This window comes from Actinoplanes sp. NPDC049265, assembly GCF_043197135.1.
GTDB lineage: Bacteria > Actinomycetota > Actinomycetes > Mycobacteriales > Micromonosporaceae > Actinoplanes.
The window spans coordinates 14,201-31,129 of the sequence record NZ_JBICSP010000023.1; the positions used below are offsets into that span (position 1 = coordinate 14,201).

Below are 16,929 nucleotides of genomic sequence, written 5' to 3' on the forward strand. Positions count from 1 at the left end.
CGCTCGCCGCAGGAGTCCGTCTTCAGGACTTAGGTCCCGTCCGGAACGGCCCGCGGACCCGGTTGCGAGCACGGCCCGGCGGTGGATCGTAAGGGCAGAACAGACATCCACTGAGGAGGAATCATGACCACCACCGGCCGGGGCCCGGCAGGCCATCTCGAGAAGGTCGAGGCGCCTGGCTCCATGATCACCACCACCGCGGCGCGCGTCCTCGCCGTCTTCCGCATCGCCACCGGATTCGTCTTCCTGTGGGCGTTCCTGGACAAGACCTTCGGCTGGAACTACGCGACCCCGGGCGAGCGCTCGTGGATCAACGGCGGATCCCCCACCAAGGGCTTCCTCTCCGGCGTGGACGTCGGACCGTTCCAGGGCACCCTGCACTCCATCGCCGGCACCTGGTGGGCGGACTGGCTGTTCATGCTCGGCCTGCTCGGCATCGGCGTGGCCCTGATCCTGGGCATCGGCATGCGGATCGCGGCCGGCGCCAGCATCGTGATGATGGCTCTGATGTGGTTCGCCGAATTCCCGCTCGCCCAGCACAACGCCGCCGGCGAGGCGACCCACTCGACCAACCCGATCACCGATTACCACTTCATCTACGGCGTCGCCACCCTCGCCCTGGCCGTCACCTACGCCGGGCACACTTGGGGTCTCGGCCGCTGGTGGGCGCAGCTGCCCTTCGTGCAGAAGAACCGCTGGCTCATCTGATCTCCGCACAGCAGCACCACCGCACCTCGGCGGGCCGGCGCGATGCCGGCCCGCCGCCGCACGGGGTGGCGATCCTCAGCGCTGATTTCTTCACACCGCCTCCGCACCGGTTGCACACCGCCACCACGGCGGCGGACCAGGGTGGAGCGCAGAACAGCGAGGAGGAGCCATGAAGACCATCAATCGCGGCACGGCCGCCTTGGTCGCAGCCGGCGTAATCAGGCTGGGCGGTGTGGTGCTCGTGCCACCGGCCCTGGCCGGAGCGCCTACACCTGACGGCGGTGCGCACTCTTCTGCAGCGGTACGGCGTGCCCGATCCGACCGCCGGGCAGCCGGCCGGCACCTTTCTCCGACAAGGCGGTGCAAGCCACCTTCGACCGGCTGCTGGCGCAGGGTGAACAGAGCCTGCCCGGGGCGCTGACCGCGGGGCAGACGGTCGAGCGCGACGACATTGCCGCCTTGAACGCTGCCACCGGAGTGCTGACCGCGCCGGATGTCCGGCAGGTCTACGCCGCCTTGCTCGCGGCGTCGCGCCGGCACCTGACCGCCCTGACCCGACGGGCGGGTCGGTGACCACCCGCTGCCGGGGCTGATCTGGCCCCGGCAGCGTAGAGGACTGAACCGAGCGATGGGAGACATCAGACGATGGTCGAGCTGACCGGCCGGCCTGAGCCGCAGGCTGTCACCGACGAGGCCGCCCGCTGCCTCCGGACTGCGCTCGAAGCGCCGGCCGGCTGAAATCAGGCCAGCGACAGGAACAGCTTTTCCAACTGCTCCACGTCGACGGTGGGCTCTTCGCCGTCCTGCTCGGCGGTCACGCACTGCCGCAAACCGGTCGCGATGATCTTGAAGCCGGCCCGGTCGAGAGCCCGGGACACGGCGGCCAGCTGGGTCACCACCTCGGTGCAGTCACGGCCGGATTCCAGCATGGCGATGACGCCGCGGATCTGCCCCTCGGCCCGCCGCAATCTCTTGACCACCGCGGTCAGGGTGTCGCCGTCAATCTCCACCGATGCCTCCTGGCCTCCGAAACCTGCCGCCAATAATACCCCGGCGGGTATGGTCAGACACGGCCGCCGGTGAGGGACCCGCCGTGATGTGGATCGCGATGACGGGTGAGGGTGGCCAACGCGGCGGCGGCCACGGCCAGGATGCCTGCACCGGCCCACAGCCAGGGACTGTGACGCAAGTTCCCGGGCAGCTGCTGTCCGAGGACCAGGACACCCATGGCGATGACGAACCAGCCGAAGGCCTGCCGCAGCCCCGCCTCGGGGATGCGTCCGGCCAGGCGGGCGCCGCCGAGGCTGCCGACGATCGCCGCGCCGGTGACGGCCAGCGCCAAGGGCCAGTTGAGGTGGACGTCGGCGAGGTACCCGGCCAGCCCGGCGGCCGACTTCATCGCGATGACCAGCAGCGAGGTACCGACCGCGACGGGCATGGACAGGCCGCCGAGCAGAGCGAGGGCGGGCACGACCAGGAAGCCGCCGCCCGCGCCGACCAGGCCGGTGATCAGGCCGACGACCACGCCGTCGAGGATGACCCGGCCGACCGGTAGCTCGCGCGGGACGGTCCGGCCGGGCCGAGGCCGGCGGCCGCGGATCATGGCAATGGCGGTGGCGAGCATCATCAGAGCGAACACGGTGAGCAGGACCGCCGCGGGAACGTAGGCGCTGAGCCGTCCGCCGGCGTAGGCGCCGGTCATCCCGGCCACGCCGAACAGCAGCCCGGTACGCCAGCGAACCCGGTGACGGCGGGCGTGCGGGATCACGGCGACCGCGCTGGTGGCGCCGACCACCAGCAGAGAGGTGGCGATGGCCTCCTTCGCCGGCAGCCCGGCGACGTACACCAGCAGCGGAACGGCGAGGATGGACCCGCCACCACCGAGCAACCCGAGGCTGACCCCGATGCCGAGAGCGAGCAGGACGGTCAGCAGGAAGGCGGTGGTCATCGCGCCGCCTCCCGCAACTGGCCGACGATCGTGTCCAGATCGCAGCTGCCCCGACGGTTGTACGGCAGCCGGGACAGCAGCATGCCCATCGCGCAGGTATTGGTGATCGCCGCCACGGCCAGCCCGGCGCCGATCAGGGCGGCGACCCAGAGCAGGCCGGGGACCAGCAGCGACGCCAGGACACTGGCCAGCACGATGCTGCCGGCCACGAGCCGGACCTGCCGTTCGAGATCCCAGCGGGCGCGGCCCTGCTTCACCGGCGCGGCGGGTTGCTGCTGCCAGGCGATCATGCCGCCGTCGAGCACCTTGAGGTTCGGCAGGCCCGCCTCGGCGAGGCTCTGGCCGGCCCGGGTGGCACGCGCGCCCGAGCGGCAGACGAGCACGACATCCTCGTCCAGGTGGGCCCGCAGTTCCTCCCGGTGCTCGCGAAGCAGGTCCAGCGGAACGTTGTAGGCGCCCGGGATGTGGCTGGTCTCGAACTCGGCCGGGGTGCGCACGTCCAGCAGGCGCGGCCCTCGGCCACGGCTGATCAGCTCGCGCAGGGTGGCGGCGTCGACGGCGGCCGGGGTGGTGGGTTCGGTGCTCATGAGCGCTGCTCCGGGCGGACGGCGTTGGCGAAGTCGTCGTCGACGGCCACGACGCGGCGGCCGTGGGCGGCGAGGATGGACGCGGCGATGGAGGCGCGGTAGCCGGCGGCGCAGTGCACCCAGACCTCGCCGTCGGGAATCTCGGTGAGGTGGCCGACGAGCTCCTGCAACGGAATGTGCACCGATCCGGGGAGGTGGCCCTCGGCCCGTTCGAGGCGGCGGCGGACGTCGAGCACGACCACGGGCCGGTGGTGCTGGACCTGAGCCAGGTCGGCGAAGGTGGCCCGGGGGAGCACAGCCGGCTGCCCGTCACCGGCCCATTCGGCGGGTGTTCCGGTGGCGTGGGCCGCCGGGCAATCGATGCCGACCCGTACCAGCTCCCGCTGGGCCTCCGCGACCTGCTCGACGGTCCCCCCGAGCAGCGTGACCGGGGTACCCCAGGGAATGAGCCAGCCGAGGTAGGTGGCGAAGCTGCCGTCCAGCCCGAAATTGAGCGTGCCGGCCAGGTGGCCTGCCGCGAAAGCGACGCGGTTGCGCAGGTCGACGACCCATTCGCCGTCGGCCAGCCGCTTGCGGAGCTGGTCGCTGTCGGCCTGTTCGGGCAGCGACAGGTCCGGCGCGCCGGGCCCGGCGCTGTTGGCCGGCGCCATGTGGGCGTAGTAGGCCGGCCAGGCGTCCAGGCCGGCCAGCAACTCGTCCACGAAGGTCTGCTCATCGCTGGTCAGCGCCGGGTTGATGGTCCGCTCGACGGCGATGGTGGAGGCGGTCGCCTCGGCCTGGGTCGCGGAGCAGAAGCTGCCGAAGCCGTGCGTGGGGTAGACCGCCGCGCTGTCCGGCAATTGACCGGCGAGCCGGTGGGCCGTGGCGAACTGGTGGCGCACCAGGGCGTCGGTGTGCGCCGGACCGAGCAGATCTGGGCGCCCGACTGACCCGAAGAGCAGCGATCCGCCGGTGAACGCGCCGATCGTCCGGTCCCCGTCGGCCAGCACGTAGGACAGGTGGGTGAAGGTGTGTCCCGGGGTGGCGAGGGCCGTGACCCGCATGGTGTCACCGACCTGGATCTCGTCGCCGTCGGTCACCGGGAACCGATCGAAGCTCACCGGATCGTCGGCGTTGACGTGGTAGACGGCTCCGGTCGCCGCGGCCAGGGCGTACCCGCCGGTGACGTAGTCGTTGTGGATGTGGGTCTCGAACACGTGCGTGATGCGGACCCCCTCGGCCGCCGCCAGGTCCAGCACCCGGTCGATGTCCCGCTGCGGATCCACCACGAAGGCGACCACGCCGTCGTGGACCAGATAACTGCGGTCGCCGAGGGTTGGTGTGTCGAGCGGCAGGATCGTCGGCATGAGCAGATGGCTCCTCTCGAGAGTGACTCAAGACGTCTTACACATACCCCGGGGGGTATCTGGAAGACACGCTAATCCCCGCGCTCCGCTTCCCCAAGGGTCTGTGACATATACCCCAGGGGGTATTGATTGACGACTAACCGGCCGGGAGGCGGACCCGCACGGTGACTCCGCCGCCGCGTGGCGAGGCGATCTCGACGGTGCCGCCATGGGCGGTGATCAACTCGCGGACCACGGCCAGCCCGATGCCGGTCCCGCCGGTCCGAGCCGCGTCACGGCCGCGCCACAGACGCTCGAACACGTGTGGCAGTTCCTCGGGTTCGATGCCGGGCCCGGTGTCGGCCATCTCCAGGACGGCGGTGCCCGGCACGGTGCGCACGGTCACGTGGACGTGGTCGCCCCTCCGGCAGTAACGCGCCACGTTGGCGAGCAGATTGCCCACTGCCTGATGTATCCGTTCGGGGTCGGCCCGCACCGGCGCCGGCCGGCCGAGATCGGCGCTCACCGTCACTCCGGCCGCGTCCAGCCGCGGGCGATGAGCGATCAGCGCGGCCTCGACGATTCCGGCCAGGTCGGTGCCGACCGGATGCAACGACAGCGCCGCCGACTCGGCGGCGGACAGCTCGGCGAGATCCTGCACGATCCGGCCCAGCCGCAGGGCTTGGTCGTGCAACGCGGTGAGCCGGGCCGGATCGGCCGGGCGCAGGCCGTCACGAAGCTCCTCCAGCCCGGCTTGCAGACCGGCGAGCGGCGTCCGCAGCTCGTGAGCGACGTCGGCGGCCTGCCGGCGGCGTGTGGCCTCGGCCCGCACCACCTCGTCGGCCATGACGTCCAAGGCCTTGGCAACCTCACCCAGCTCGCCCGGCGCCGACAGCCGAGTCCGGGCGTCACGCTCGCCGGCCGCGAACCGGCGGGCCGCCGAGGCCATGACGACGAGGGGGCGCGCCAGCCGCCGCGACACGAAACCGCTGACCACCAGCGCGGCGGCGAGAGCGGCGAGCGCGGCTCCGGCCACCCAGGACCACGCCACCGTCCGCGCGATCGAGTCGGCCCGGAAGGCCAGCCGTACGCTGCCGACCCGCACACCGCCGGAGACCACCGGAGCCTCGACGAGATCCACGCCGATCATGTCCCCGGCGTCGGCGCCACCCATGCCGGGACCACGGCCACGGCCGGGCCGGATCATGTTCCCGGCGGCGTCGCGCACCACCAGCCGGGCGCCGGCCGCGTCGGCGGTCGCCGAGGCGGTGGTGAGTTCGGCACCCGCCCACCCGCCGGCGGCGCGATAGGCGTCCCCGGCCGCCGCGGCCACCCGGGCCGCCGCGTCCTCGCGCGCCGACCGGGCGGCGCGGGCCAGACCGCGATCGGTGGCGACCAGCGCCGCGACGGTCAGCACCGCGACCGACGACAAGGCGACCAGGAGGAAGGCGGCCAGCAGTCGCCGGCCCAGCGGCCCGGTCAGCAGATGACGCTCACCGGTCACGCGACAGCCCCAGCCGGTAACCCACGCCGAGCACCGTCTCCACGATCCGGGTGGCGTCCGGACCGAGCTTACGGCGCAGGTTCTTCACGTGTGAGTCGACGGTGCGCTCGTAACCGGGGAATTCGTACCCCCGCACCTGATTGATCAACTCGTAGCGGGAGTACACGCGGCCGGGCGTGGCCGCCAGCGCGGTCAGCAGACCCCACTCGGTGGGCGTCAGCTCGAGCGAGCGCCCGCCGACCGAGGCCTCATGACGGCTCTCGTCCACCCGCAGCAGCCCGTCGCCGAAGGACAGGACGGCCGGGCCGGTTCCCGCCCCGGCGTGCACGCGGTGCAGGACCGCCTCCACACGCAGCACCAGCTCGGTCGGGGAGAACGGCTTGGTCACGTAGTCGTCCGCGCCGTGCCGCAACCCGTCGATGCGATCCGACACGTCGCTACGCGCGGTCAGCATGATCACGGGCACCTCGCCGCCGCCCTGCCGGGCCGCCGCGAGCACCTCGTTTCCGTCGATGTCGGGCAGGCCGAGGTCCAGCAACACCAGCTCGAGACCACCACCCGCCAGATGGGTGAGCGCTTCCGCGCCGGTCCCCACGGTGCGCACCGCGTGCCCCGCACGCTCGAGATAGCGACGGACGAGCTCGCGCAGCTCCCGATCGTCCTCGACGAGCAGCACAGCACCTGGCATATCTCCACCGTGCCGACCGCGGTGCTTCACCGTCAGGGCCGATGGTCCTTCCCCGCAAGGCTTGACCGGCTCACCGAGAGGGCCGGCGAGGGTCCATGCGAGATGGGACCTCGGACCCTACATAGTGCCGACCGGCGCTCATACCCTCGGGGGTATGAGAAAGGCCAGGAGGTGAGCGTGATGCGACGGCTGCTCGTTCTGGGGGCCGGGACCGCCGGGACGATGGTGGTCAACAAGCTGCGCCGCCGGCTCCCGCGTGCGGAGTGGCGGATCACGGTGGTGGAACCGAGCGACCGCCACTTCTATCAGCCGGGTTTCCTCTTCGTGCCGTTCCGGACGTACGCTCCGAAGAAGGTCTCCAAACCCACTCGCGCGCTGATCGCCGACGGCGTCGACCTGGTGGACGCCGCGGTCGACCGGGTCGATCCGGCGGCCGGGCGGGTCCATCTGACCGACGGGCGCACGCTGGACTACGACTACCTGGTGATCGCGACCGGGGTCACGCCGCGGCCCGATCAGACGCCTGGTCTGCTCGACGGCGGCCTGTGGCGGCGGCGGATCTTCGACTTCTACACCTACGCCGGAGCGGTGGCCCTGGCCGGCGCGCTCGACCGATTCGACGGCGGGCGGCTGGTCGTGCACATCACCGAGATGCCGATCAAGTGCCCGGTGGCGCCACTGGAGTTCGCCTTCCTCGCCGATGCCTGGTTCCGGCGGCGGGGCCTGCGCGACCGGGTCGAACTGGTCTACGCGACGCCGTTGCCGGGCGCGTTCACGAAACCGATCGCCTCGGAACGGCTGGCCTCGATGCTCGACGACCGGAAGATCGCGGTGGAGCCGGACTTCGTCGTGGAGCGGGTCGAGGGGCTGTCGCTGTTCTCCTACGACGAGCGGGAGATCCCGTTCGACCTGCTGGTGACGGTGCCGCTGAACATGGGCGCCGAGTACGTGGCCCGCTCCGGCCTCGGCAACGAGCTGAACCTCGTGCCGGTGGACCGGCACACGATGTTGTCCACGGCGTACGACAACATCTTCGCCCTCGGCGACGCCAACGACATCCCCACCTCCAAGGCCGGGTCCGTGGCGCACTTCGCCGTCGATGTCTTCGTCGGCAACTTCGTCGAACACGTGGCCGGCCAGCCGATGACCGGCTCGTTCGACGGTCACGCCAACTGCTTCGTGGAGGCCGGTGACGGCAAGGCGCTGCTCATCGACTTCAACTACGACACCGAGCCGCTGCCGGGCACCTATCCCGTGCCGGGCGCGGGCCCCTTCCGGCTGCTCGACGAGGCGGCCGTCAACCACTGGGGCAAGCTCGCGTTCCGCTGGCTCTACTGGAACGCACTGCTGCCCGGCCGTCCCCTGCCCCTGCCGGCCCACATGTCGATGGCCGGCAAACACCAGCCCGCAGCAAAGGAGTGAGGTGGCCATGCCTGTCACCACCATCGCCGACCGCGACGTCCACGTCGACGACGAGGGCTTCCTGACCGCGTACGACGAATGGGATCCCGAACTGGGCAAGCAGCTCGCGGCCCAGATCGGCATCGACCTCACCGACGCGCACTGGAAGGCGATCACGTTCCTGCGCGCCGACTACGCCGCTCAGGGCGAGACCGCCACGCTGCGCCGCGTGTCGACCGTCGGCGGCATCCCGACCAAGGAACTGTTCCAGCTCTTCCCCAAGAAGCCGGCCAAGAAGATGGCCTACATCGCCGGCCTGCCCAAGCCGCACGGCTGCGTCTGAACGGAGGCACCGCCATGACCGCCGACGCCGCACCGGCCCTCGTGCCGAACTTCGACGATGAGGAGAGCACCGGACGCAAGCTGGCCATCATCTGCTCCAAGGGCAATCTGGACATGGCCTACCCCGGCCTCGTGCTGGCCAACGCCGCCCTCGGGGAAGGTGTCGAGACGCACCTGTTCTTCACCTTCTGGGGCTTCGACATGATCACCAAGTCGCGGATGGGCCAGCTGAAGTTCACGATGCTCGGCAACACCGCGACCCACCTGCCGCAAGGCCTGGGCGGCCTGCCCGGTATGACGGCCATGGCCACACACCAGATGAAGAAGCAGATCGCCGACATCGGTGTGCCGGAGATCCCCGACTTCCTCGACCACATCGTCGCCTCCGGCGGCCACCTCTGGGCCTGCCGCATGTCCGCCGACATGATGCACCTCGACAAGAACGACCTCTACGAGGGTGTCGAGGACATCATCAACGCCGCCGACTTCATCGTGAAGACCGGCGGCGCCCAACTGCTCTTCATCTGAGGAGGTCGTCATGCTTTCCGAGCGAAGCGGCATCGTCCGCTTCCTCACGCACCACGTCATCATCGCCGCCGCTGTCGCGGCGACCGTCCTCGGCCTCGCCGCGCCGGCCGGCGCGGTGGCGGCCGGCACTCACGGCACCGGTGTCACCGAATCGGCCGCAGCCCGGCCGACGATCCGCATGGGTGATCGCGGAGCGGCCGTCACTTATCTGCAACAGCGTCTGACGGCCCTGCGCTACGACGTCGGCGGGGTCGACGGCAAGTTCGGCAGCAACACCCCGCACGGCGTGTACGCGTCGAGGACCGGACCATGGTCCGGGGCCGGCTCGATGACGAACTGGCCCGGCTGAGCGCTCGCCGTCACCAGCTGCGCCGGAAAGGCGGCGTAGCGGTCGGCGAACTCGGCGAGCAGGTCGTGGGAGCCGGCCACCCGGCCGGCGATGCCCGACAGCGCGCGGAGATCGGCCGGTCGCGGGATGCCGACCGGCGAGGTCAGCGGTTCGACGCCGCAGAACCCGGACCGGTCCCGCCACGCCGTGCGCTCCATCGGAGTCACCTCCGGCGGTGCGGCCACAGATGGTCCGCCCACTTCTCCAACGGCGGCGACACGGCGATCACCAGGACGGCCGACAGTGTCAGAAACCCGGTCAGCACAACGAATCCCATGCACTCATCATGGCCGTACCGGAGCGTGTGGTGTCAGGGCCGAAGGGGAACGCGCCCCGGTCCAACGGCCCTGCCTTCACGACGCGAGCCGCGGCATCCTGACCATGGCGCGCCGCTCCCGGCGCAGGAATTGAGGAGGCACGTCATGATCGCGCACGTTGGCGACCGGATCGTGGTCGAGGGCACCCGGCTCGGCGAGCACCGCCGGGTCGGGCTGGTCACCGCGATCGTCCGCAGCGACGGCACCCCGCCCTACCGCGTGCGCTGGCTGGACGACGGGCGCACCACCCTGATCTTCCCCGGCCCCGAGACCCACGTGGAGCCGCCGACCCCGGCGACGTCCCCGGCCTGACGTCCACGGGGGTGGACACCATCGTGGTCCGCGACCTGCGCCGGGCGTACGGCTCGGTGCAGGCCGTCGACGGCGTCGGCTCACCGTACGCGCCGGCGAGGTTTTCCGCCCTGCTCGGTCCGAACGGCGCGGGCAAGACCACGACCGTCGAGATCCTGGAGGGCTACCGGCGGCGGGACAGCGGTGAGGTGCGGGTGCTGGGCTTCGCTCGGCCTGGCCGGCGCGCCGGACCTGCTGTTCCTGGACGAACCGACGACCGGTTTCGACCCGGCCGCGCGGCACCGCGCCTGGCGGCTCATCGGCCGGCTGCGCGGGCTCGGCACCACCATCCTGCTCACCACGCACTATCTGGAGGAGGCGCAGGAGCTGGCCGACCGCGTGGCCGTGTTGCGCGCCGGGCGACTGGTCGCGATCGGCACCCCGGAGGAGCTGCGCGGCGTCGGGAATGGTGGCGATCGGCCGGTCCGCGACGGCCGGGACGCCCACCGCCAATGACAGCACACCGGCCGCGATCACGAGGACCACACGAAGGCGTACAGGCATGACCCTCCACTTCGTACGGAGGAATCGCTCTGGATGCCACGGTTTTCAGCGTTAAGGGCTGAACGGCCTCTCCTGCATGCCACGACGTGATCGCCGCCGATCAGGACCTTGGTCCCGGCGGATCGGGCTTTGCCGCCCAGGGCGCGGCGACCTCCGGTGGAGGAACGTCGAGTACGGGACCTCGTCGCGATCCGCGCTGAGCCGGCAAGAAAGGCGGGTTCTGATGGACAGCACCGTGCCGCTGCTACGCCTGCGCGGCATCCAGAAGAGTTTCGGGCCGGTCCGGGCGCTGGACGGCGCCGACCTGGAGGTGCCGGCCGGGCACGTGACCGCCCTGTGCGGGGACAACGGGGCCGGCAAGTCGGTCCTGGTCAAATGCGTGGCCGGCATCTACGTCCCGGACCACGGAGAGATCCTGTGGGACGGACGACCGGTTCATCTACGCACCGCCCGTGACGCGGCCGGTCTCGGCATCGAGACGGTCTACCAGGACCTGGCCCTGGCCGACAACCTCGATGTCGCCCAGAACATGTTTCTCGGGCGGGAGCGGCGGCGGCACGGGCTCCTCGACGACGACGCGATGGAGCAGACCGCGGCGCAGACGCTGCGAGAGCTGGGCGTGACCACGGTCCGTTCGGTCCGCCAGCCGGTGGGGCTGCTGTCCGGTGGCCAGCGCCAGTCGGTCGCCGTGGCCAAGGCCGTGATGTGGCATTCCCGGCTGGTGATCATGGATGAGCCGACCGCTGCGCTGGGTATCGCACAGACGGCGACAGTGCTGGATCTGGTCCGGGCATTGCGTGATCACGGACTGGCCGTGCTGGTCATCTCGCACAATCTGAACGACGTGTTCGCCGTCGCGGACCGGATCGCGGTCATGTACCTGGGCCGGACGGCGGCCGAGGGGCCGGTGGAGCGGTTCGACCGGCGTAGCGTCGTGCAGTACATGACCAGCGGTCGGGTGGACGCCGCCGGCACCACGACGGCGGCGGCGTGACCGGCGGCGGGGCGTTGCTGCTGCTGCGGCACGGGCAGAGCGTGAGCAACGCGGCCGAGGTGTTCACCGGCTGGTCCGACGCTCCGCTCAGCGAGCTCGGGCTGACCCAGGCCCGCGGAGCCGCGGCGATCCTGCGGATCCTCGGGGTCCGGCCGAGCTGCGTGCACACCTCGCTGCTGCGGCGATCGATCACCACCGCGCGGATCGTGCTGGACGAACTGGACCGCGCCTGGGTGCCGGTGCATCGGTCCTGGCGGCTCAACGAACGCCATTACGGGGCGCTCACCGGCCGGGACAAGCAGGCGGTCCGGGCGGAGACCGGCGATGCGATATTCCGGGCCTGGCGACGGTCGTACGCGGTCGCCCCGCCTCCGATGAGCGCCGAGGCGGCCGCCACGATGTACGCCGACGAACGTTACGCCCGTCTGTCCCCGGAGGTGCTGCCGCTCGGCGAAAGCCTGGCCGACACCTGGGCCCGCATGGCGCCCTACTGGTTCGACGTGCTGCTCCCCGAGGTGCAGGCCGGCGGGACTCCCCTGGTCGTCGGGCACGGCAACAGCCTGCGCGCCTTCGTGATGCACCTCGAGGGCATCGGGCCCGCGGAGGTGGAGCGGCTGGACATCCCGACCGCCGTGCCGATGCGTTACTTCCTCGACGCCGCGGGCGAACCGGTGCCCGACCCGGAGGGCCGTTACCTCGACCCGACCGGCGCCGGTGAGCGGATCCGGATCGGGCCACCGGATGCCGGCGTCCTACCCACCGGCCCGCGACAGCCGGGGCGAGCGTTGTAGCAGCCCGGCCACCTGAGCATCGGTGACCGGAGCGAAGTCGTGGTAGTACAGCCCGACGGCGGCCCGTCGCACCGGCTGCGGCAGGCTCACCACCTCGTCGGCGAGGGGACGCACCGTGGCGACGGCGTGCTGAAAGGCCACCGGAGCGGCCACCACGACACGTGCCGCGCCGCGGTTACGGGCCACCTGACAGGCGACCCGTGCGGTCGCGCCGCTGGCCATCCCGTCGTCGACGACGATCGCGGTCCGGCCGTGCAGTGGCGTCTCGGGCCACCGCCGGCGCAGCGGCCCGGCGCACCCGTCGAGCTCCGCTCCGGCGCGACGCTGGGCCGACGCCAACGCGGCGAGGTCGACGTCGCACGAGGCGACCACACCCAGGTTGACGAACGAGACGCCGCCCTCGCCGACCGCGCCGAGAGTGACCCAGGGCGCGTTCGACGGGTGGATCTTGCGGACCACGATCACGTCCAGGGGAAGGCGCAGGGCCCGGGCCACGGCCCACGCCACCGGCACCCCGCCGTGCGGCAGCCCGAGAACGACCCCGTCGCCGCCGTGCCAATGCCGTAGCTGTTGGCTGAGCGCGTGACCGGCGGCTTTTCGGTTGCGGAACATGCCGGCTCCTCCCGGACGGTACTGGATCCATCGTGGGTCCGGGCCCGACGGCGCGGGCAGGGCCGATCGCCCTGCAGGGAAGGACCACGGTCCCTGTGCGAGGGGTCTCCGCAAGTCGCGCCGGATGCGCGATGATGGGTGCGTCGTCGGGCGGCCGGTCTGGGGGCGTTGTTCACGGACCTGCCCGATGCCCAGATGCTGGCCATGCTGGACGCCGATCCGCAGGGCTGGGTGCTGGGCCACCCGGTGCGCGAGGGCGGCACGATCGTGGACTTCGTCTGCGAGTACGTCAACCAGCTCAGCGCCAAGCTCACCGGACGGTCGGTCGAGGACGTGATCGGCCATCGGCTGAGCCAGATCTCGCCGGAGGCCTGGCACGACGGCCGGTTCGAGCGCTACCGGACGGTCGCCTGATCGGGCGAACCGTGGCGGGAGGAGCTGAGCAGCGCCACGACGTCGCTCCTGGACCGGGAGCGAGAAGGCCCCTGGGAACGGGACCTCTGGCCCATCCGGTCATGAGCCCCGGCGGGCGAAGCTCAGCATCATGACGACCCGGCAGTTCAGTCCACCGGCCCGCACGCGGCCCGGCCGGACGGTGTCGCGGTCGCGCCGGGCGGTACGCCGGGTCCAGCCGCGGTTTACCCTCCCCGCGGTCGCAGCGCCGAAGTCGCCCGGCGACCGGTACGAACTACGGGCGCCGATCGGACGGGGCAGCGGCTCCGAGGTGTGGCACGCCCACGACCATGTCCTGGACCGGCCGGTCGCCGTCAAGGTGATGGACCCGGAGCACGCCGCCCGCCCGCGGGCCCGCGACGAGCTGCGCGACGAGGCCCGGCGGATGGCCTCGATCGCCCATCCGCACGTGGTCCGTGTGCACGACTTCGGCGATCGTCTGTGCGATACCCGGCCGACGCCGTTCATCACCATGGACCTGCTCGACGGCCGCAACCTGCACGAGCTGGCCGGGGACGAACGACTCTCCCTGCTCCGGGCGCTGCGGATCGGTGCGCAGATCGCCGACGCGGTGTCGGCGGTGCACGCTTCCGGTCTGGTGCACCTGGACGTCAAGCCGGCCAACGTCATGGTGACGGCCGACCGGGCCACCGTCGTCGACTTCGGCATCTCCGTGCCGGCTGGCTCGTGCGTGAGCCCGGCTCGCCCGTCGGTGGTGCTCGGCACCCCGGCGTACGTCGCCCCGGAACGTCTCACCGGCGGCCTCGTCACCCCGGCCTGCGACGTCTACTCGCTCGGCATCCTGCTCTTCTGGCTGTTCACCGGGCGACTGCCGTGGACCGTCCACACCACGACGCAGCTGCTGGTCGCGCACGTACGCTCGGAACCGGAGCCTTTCCCGCGCCGCCGCGGGGTGCCGGGGGAGGTAGCCGAGCTGGGCGACCGGTGCCTGGCCAAGGATCCCGCCGCCCGCCCGGACGCCCGGGAGGTCGCCGGGACCCTCGCCCGGGCCTTCCTGGCCGAGGCGTGACACCGGGCAGCGTGCCGTCCGAAGCGCTGATGCCTGACGCCGGCCGGGCCGCGGTCAGCAGATGCGCGGCAGCTGCTCACCGGCGAGCATGTCAAGCACGCGGCGGGAGCCGACCGAGGTCCGGACCCAGACCCGCCCCGGCTCGGCCTCGGTGACGGCACCGACCCGGACCGCCCCGCGGCCCTCGGGCCGTGCCCGCATGGCCGTCAGCACCGCCTCGGCGTACGCGGGCGCGACGAACGCCACCAGACAGCCCTCGTTGGCCACGTGGGTGACGTCGAGGCCGAGCATCTCGCACGCCGCACGGACGGCCGACGGGACGGGCAGCGCGGTCTCGTCGATCTCGACGCCCACCCGCGACGCGGCGGCGATCTCGTTCAGCGAGGACGCCACCCCGCCGCGCGTGGGGTCCCGCAGCGCATGGACCTCTCCCCCGCCCGCGGCGATCATCGCCTCGACCAGGCCATGCAGCGGCCTCGAGTCGGAACGCAGCTCGGTCTCGAAAGCCAGGCCCTCCCGGGCGCTGAGAATGGATACGCCGTGCGCACCGATCGGGCCGGACAGCAGCACGACGTCACCCGGCACGGCGGCGGCCGCGGACGGCGCCGGGCCCGGCAGGCAGCGGCCGAGCCCCGTCGACACCACGTAGATGCCGTCCGCCGCTCCCCTCCCGACCACCTTCGTGTCCCCGGTCACCACCGGCACACCGGCCGTCCGGGCCGCGGCTCCGGCCGACGTCGCCACCCGCCGCAGATCGTCCAGCGGGAAACCCTCCTCGACGACGTACGCGAGACTCAGCGCCACCGGCATCGCGGCGCGCATCGCCAGGTCGTTGATCGTGCCGTGCACCGCCAGCGAGCCGATGTCGCCGCCGGGGAAGAAGATCGGGTTCACCACGTACGCGTCGGTGCTGAGCGCGAGTTCGGCGCCGTCCACCCGGAGCAGGGCCGCGTCCTCGAGCGGGCCGTCGACGCCGGAGGCGCCGAGCGCCGGCACCAGCACCTCGCCGATCAGCTCGGCCGACAACCGGCCGCCGGAGCCGTGTCCGAGCAGCACGCGGTCGGTCTCGTGATGCGGGGCCGGGCAGGTGGCGAAGAGCTCTTCCGCGTCGGTCATCTGGTCCTCCCGGCGGCGTGGTAGGCGGCGCAGGTGCCCTCGCTGGACACCATGGGCGCGCCCAGGGGCGTGCGTGGGGTGCAGGTCCGGCCGTACGCCGGGCAGTCGGTCGGCACGGCGGCGCCGGTGAGGATGGCGCCGGCGATGCAGTCGGGATGTTCCCGGGTATGCAGATTGCCGACCTCGAAACGGCGTTCGGCGTCGAACAGGGCGTACTCGTCGGCCAGGGCGAGCCCGCTCGCGGGGATCGTGCCCACACCCCGCCACGCGCGGTCGGTGATCCGGAAGACCCGGCGAACGGCGTCCTGCGCGTCGGGGTTGCCGCTACGACGTACCGCGCGGGCGTACTGGTTCTGCACCTCGTGGCGGCCCTGCTCGAGCTGGGTGACCGCCATCAGGATGCCCTCCAGCAGATCGAGCGGCTCGAAGCCGGTCACCACGATCGGCACCTGGTACCGGGCGGCCAGCGGCTCGTACTCGGTCCAGCCCATCACCGCGCACACGTGCCCGGCGGCCAGGAACGCCTGCACCTGGCAGGCGGGCGACTCCAGCAGCGTGGTCATCGCGGGCGGGACGAGAGCGTGGCTGACGAGCAGGCTGAAGTTCGTCAGCCCGAGCGCGGCCGCGTGCAGCACCGCCATCGCATTGGCCGGCGCGGTGGTCTCGAACCCGACGGCCAGGAACACCACCTGCCGGTCCGGATTCCGGCGGGCCAGCAGCACGGCGTCCATCGGCGAGTAGACGACGCGGACATCGGCGCCACCCGCCCGCAGCGTCAGCAGATCGGTCGAGGTGCCGGGAACCCGCAGCATGTCGCCGAAGCTGGTGAAGATCGTCGCCGGCCGGGCGGCGATCGCCATCGCCCGGTCGAGCACCTCCAGCGGAGTGACGCACACCGGGCAGCCGGGACCGTGGATCATGCGTACGCCCGGCGGCAGCAGCTCGTCGATGCCCTGGCGCACGATCGTGTGCGTCTGCCCGCCGCAGACCTCCATCAGGTTCCACGACCGGGTCGTCACCTCGTGCAGCCGCCGCAGCAGCGAACGGGCCAGCGCCGGGTCGCGGTACTCGTCGAGGTACTTCACGGCAGCGGCTCGCCCAGCTCGGTGGCCACCGCGTCGCCCATCGCCCGGAGCACCGCCAGCGTCCGTTGCGCCTCGGCCGCGTCGACCCGGCTGATCGCGAAGCCGACGTGGACGATCACGTAGTCGCCGATCCGGGCGTCCGGCGCGTAGGCCAGGCAGACCTGCTTGCGGACGCCGCCGAAGTCGACGGTGCCCATCGCCAGTCCGTCGGCCGCCTCGATCGCGACGATCCGACCAGGGATGCCCAGGCACATGCC

General features: G+C 71.8%; 22 protein-coding genes and 1 pseudogene. 12 read left to right on the forward strand and 11 right to left on the reverse strand.

Annotation, left to right across the window (positions count from 1 at the left end; translation table 11 throughout):
- Window positions 1–123: 123 nt before the first annotated feature.
- Together ACGFIO_RS37165 and ACGFIO_RS37170 are read left to right on the forward strand one after the other, a co-directional pair.
- Window positions 124–708 (forward strand): DoxX family protein, encoded by a 585-nt coding sequence (locus tag ACGFIO_RS37165; RefSeq protein WP_392834151.1) that lies wholly within the window; start codon window positions 124–126, stop codon window positions 706–708.
- Between the two features lie 360 nt (window positions 709–1,068).
- Window positions 1,069–1,281, forward strand: coding sequence for a DUF2202 domain-containing protein (locus tag ACGFIO_RS37170; RefSeq protein WP_392834153.1), 213 nt, complete (start codon window positions 1,069–1,071; stop codon window positions 1,279–1,281).
- A 167-nt stretch (window positions 1,282–1,448) separates the two neighbouring features.
- Here ACGFIO_RS37170 and ACGFIO_RS37175 read toward each other — a convergent pair whose 3' ends face one another.
- The 6 genes from ACGFIO_RS37175 to ACGFIO_RS37200 form a co-directional block, all read right to left on the reverse strand.
- Entirely contained in the window at window positions 1,449–1,718 is a 270-nt protein-coding gene (locus ACGFIO_RS37175) for a metal-sensitive transcriptional regulator (RefSeq protein ID WP_392834155.1), read from the reverse strand.
- Between the two features lie 53 nt (window positions 1,719–1,771).
- On the reverse strand, window positions 1,772–2,656 hold the full coding sequence (locus ACGFIO_RS37180; protein WP_392834158.1) for a sulfite exporter TauE/SafE family protein: 885 nt from the start codon (window positions 2,654–2,656) through the stop codon (window positions 1,772–1,774).
- Window positions 2,653–3,243, reverse strand: a complete 591-nt coding sequence (locus tag ACGFIO_RS37185; RefSeq protein WP_392834160.1) for a rhodanese-like domain-containing protein — start codon at window positions 3,241–3,243, stop codon at window positions 2,653–2,655. Before ACGFIO_RS37185 ends, ACGFIO_RS37180 begins: the two co-directional genes overlap by 4 nt.
- Entirely contained in the window at window positions 3,240–4,589 is a 1,350-nt protein-coding gene (locus ACGFIO_RS37190; RefSeq protein ID WP_392834163.1) for a rhodanese-like domain-containing protein, read from the reverse strand. The genes ACGFIO_RS37185 and ACGFIO_RS37190 overlap by 4 nt, the downstream gene beginning before the upstream one ends.
- A gap of 136 nt (window positions 4,590–4,725) precedes the next feature.
- The gene (locus ACGFIO_RS37195; RefSeq protein ID WP_392834166.1) at window positions 4,726–6,072 is read right to left on the reverse strand and encodes an ATP-binding protein; all 1,347 of its coding nucleotides are present in this window, start codon (window positions 6,070–6,072) and stop codon (window positions 4,726–4,728) included.
- Entirely contained in the window at window positions 6,062–6,760 is a 699-nt protein-coding gene (locus tag ACGFIO_RS37200) for a response regulator transcription factor (RefSeq protein ID WP_392834169.1), read from the reverse strand. Before ACGFIO_RS37200 ends, ACGFIO_RS37195 begins: the two co-directional genes overlap by 11 nt.
- Window positions 6,761–6,940: 180 nt before the next feature.
- Here ACGFIO_RS37200 and ACGFIO_RS37205 point away from each other — a divergent pair, with 180 nt between their 5' ends.
- From ACGFIO_RS37205 to ACGFIO_RS37220, 4 genes are read left to right on the forward strand one after another with little or no spacing between them, the layout of a single operon-like run.
- A complete protein-coding gene (locus ACGFIO_RS37205) occupies window positions 6,941–8,182 on the forward strand; it encodes an NAD(P)/FAD-dependent oxidoreductase (protein WP_392834172.1) in 1,242 nt (413 codons plus the stop codon).
- Between the two features lie 7 nt (window positions 8,183–8,189).
- Window positions 8,190–8,504 (forward strand): TusE/DsrC/DsvC family sulfur relay protein, encoded by a 315-nt coding sequence (locus ACGFIO_RS37210; protein WP_392834174.1) that lies wholly within the window; start codon window positions 8,190–8,192, stop codon window positions 8,502–8,504.
- A 14-nt stretch (window positions 8,505–8,518) separates the two neighbouring features.
- The gene (locus ACGFIO_RS37215) at window positions 8,519–9,031 is read left to right on the forward strand and encodes a DsrE/DsrF/DrsH-like family protein (RefSeq protein WP_392834177.1); all 513 of its coding nucleotides are present in this window, start codon (window positions 8,519–8,521) and stop codon (window positions 9,029–9,031) included.
- Window positions 9,032–9,041: 10 nt separating this feature from the next.
- Complete coding sequence (locus tag ACGFIO_RS37220) at window positions 9,042–9,380, forward strand: peptidoglycan-binding protein (RefSeq protein ID WP_392834179.1); 339 nt, start codon at window positions 9,042–9,044, stop codon at window positions 9,378–9,380.
- On the opposite strand, the gene ACGFIO_RS37225 is transcribed toward ACGFIO_RS37220, so the two are convergent.
- The gene (locus tag ACGFIO_RS37225) at window positions 9,266–9,577 is read right to left on the reverse strand and encodes a hypothetical protein (protein ID WP_392834440.1); all 312 of its coding nucleotides are present in this window, start codon (window positions 9,575–9,577) and stop codon (window positions 9,266–9,268) included. The two genes, ACGFIO_RS37220 and ACGFIO_RS37225, sit on opposite strands and share 115 nt — an antisense overlap.
- 264 nt (window positions 9,578–9,841) lie before the next feature.
- On the opposite strand from ACGFIO_RS37225, the gene ACGFIO_RS37230 reads away from it, so the two are divergent.
- The 4 genes and pseudogenes from ACGFIO_RS37230 to ACGFIO_RS37245 all read left to right on the forward strand — a co-directional run bounded on the left by ACGFIO_RS37230 (window position 9,842) and on the right by ACGFIO_RS37245 (window position 12,376).
- Window positions 9,842–10,048 carry a DUF1918 domain-containing protein gene (locus ACGFIO_RS37230; protein ID WP_392834182.1) on the forward strand — a complete coding sequence of 69 codons (207 nt, stop codon included), beginning with the start codon at window positions 9,842–9,844 and terminating at the stop codon, window positions 10,046–10,048.
- Between the two features lie 11 nt (window positions 10,049–10,059).
- Window positions 10,060–10,480: pseudogene (locus ACGFIO_RS37235) on the forward strand (ATP-binding cassette domain-containing protein); the annotation flags it as partial.
- Between the two features lie 334 nt (window positions 10,481–10,814).
- Window positions 10,815–11,585, forward strand: a complete 771-nt coding sequence (locus ACGFIO_RS37240) for an ATP-binding cassette domain-containing protein (protein WP_392834184.1) — start codon at window positions 10,815–10,817, stop codon at window positions 11,583–11,585.
- On the forward strand, window positions 11,582–12,376 hold the full coding sequence (locus ACGFIO_RS37245) for a 2,3-diphosphoglycerate-dependent phosphoglycerate mutase (protein ID WP_392834186.1): 795 nt from the start codon (window positions 11,582–11,584) through the stop codon (window positions 12,374–12,376). Before ACGFIO_RS37240 ends, ACGFIO_RS37245 begins: the two co-directional genes overlap by 4 nt.
- Here the strand turns inward: ACGFIO_RS37245 and ACGFIO_RS37250 are convergent.
- Complete coding sequence (locus ACGFIO_RS37250; RefSeq protein WP_392834188.1) at window positions 12,338–12,988, reverse strand: phosphoribosyltransferase; 651 nt, start codon at window positions 12,986–12,988, stop codon at window positions 12,338–12,340. The two genes, ACGFIO_RS37245 and ACGFIO_RS37250, sit on opposite strands and share 39 nt — an antisense overlap.
- A 138-nt stretch (window positions 12,989–13,126) precedes the next feature.
- On the opposite strand from ACGFIO_RS37250, the gene ACGFIO_RS37255 reads away from it, so the two are divergent.
- Both ACGFIO_RS37255 and ACGFIO_RS37260 read left to right on the forward strand, forming a co-directional pair.
- Window positions 13,127–13,402, forward strand: coding sequence for a PAS domain-containing protein (locus ACGFIO_RS37255; protein ID WP_392834190.1), 276 nt, complete (start codon window positions 13,127–13,129; stop codon window positions 13,400–13,402).
- 130 nt (window positions 13,403–13,532) lie between these two features.
- Window positions 13,533–14,471 carry a serine/threonine-protein kinase gene (locus ACGFIO_RS37260; RefSeq protein WP_392834192.1) on the forward strand — a complete coding sequence of 313 codons (939 nt, stop codon included), beginning with the start codon at window positions 13,533–13,535 and terminating at the stop codon, window positions 14,469–14,471.
- Between the two features lie 54 nt (window positions 14,472–14,525).
- On the opposite strand, the gene hypE is transcribed toward ACGFIO_RS37260, so the two are convergent.
- The 3 genes from hypE to ACGFIO_RS37275 are packed head-to-tail and all read right to left on the reverse strand — an operon-like array spanning window position 14,526 to window position 16,926.
- Entirely contained in the window at window positions 14,526–15,587 is a 1,062-nt protein-coding gene (gene hypE, locus ACGFIO_RS37265; protein WP_392834195.1) for a hydrogenase expression/formation protein HypE, read from the reverse strand.
- Window positions 15,584–16,672, reverse strand: coding sequence for a hydrogenase formation protein HypD (gene hypD / locus ACGFIO_RS37270; protein WP_392834197.1), 1,089 nt, complete (start codon window positions 16,670–16,672; stop codon window positions 15,584–15,586). The genes hypE and hypD overlap by 4 nt, the downstream gene beginning before the upstream one ends.
- A complete protein-coding gene (locus tag ACGFIO_RS37275; protein WP_392834200.1) occupies window positions 16,669–16,926 on the reverse strand; it encodes a HypC/HybG/HupF family hydrogenase formation chaperone in 258 nt (85 codons plus the stop codon). The genes hypD and ACGFIO_RS37275 overlap by 4 nt, the downstream gene beginning before the upstream one ends.
- Window positions 16,927–16,929: the final 3 nt, after the last annotated feature.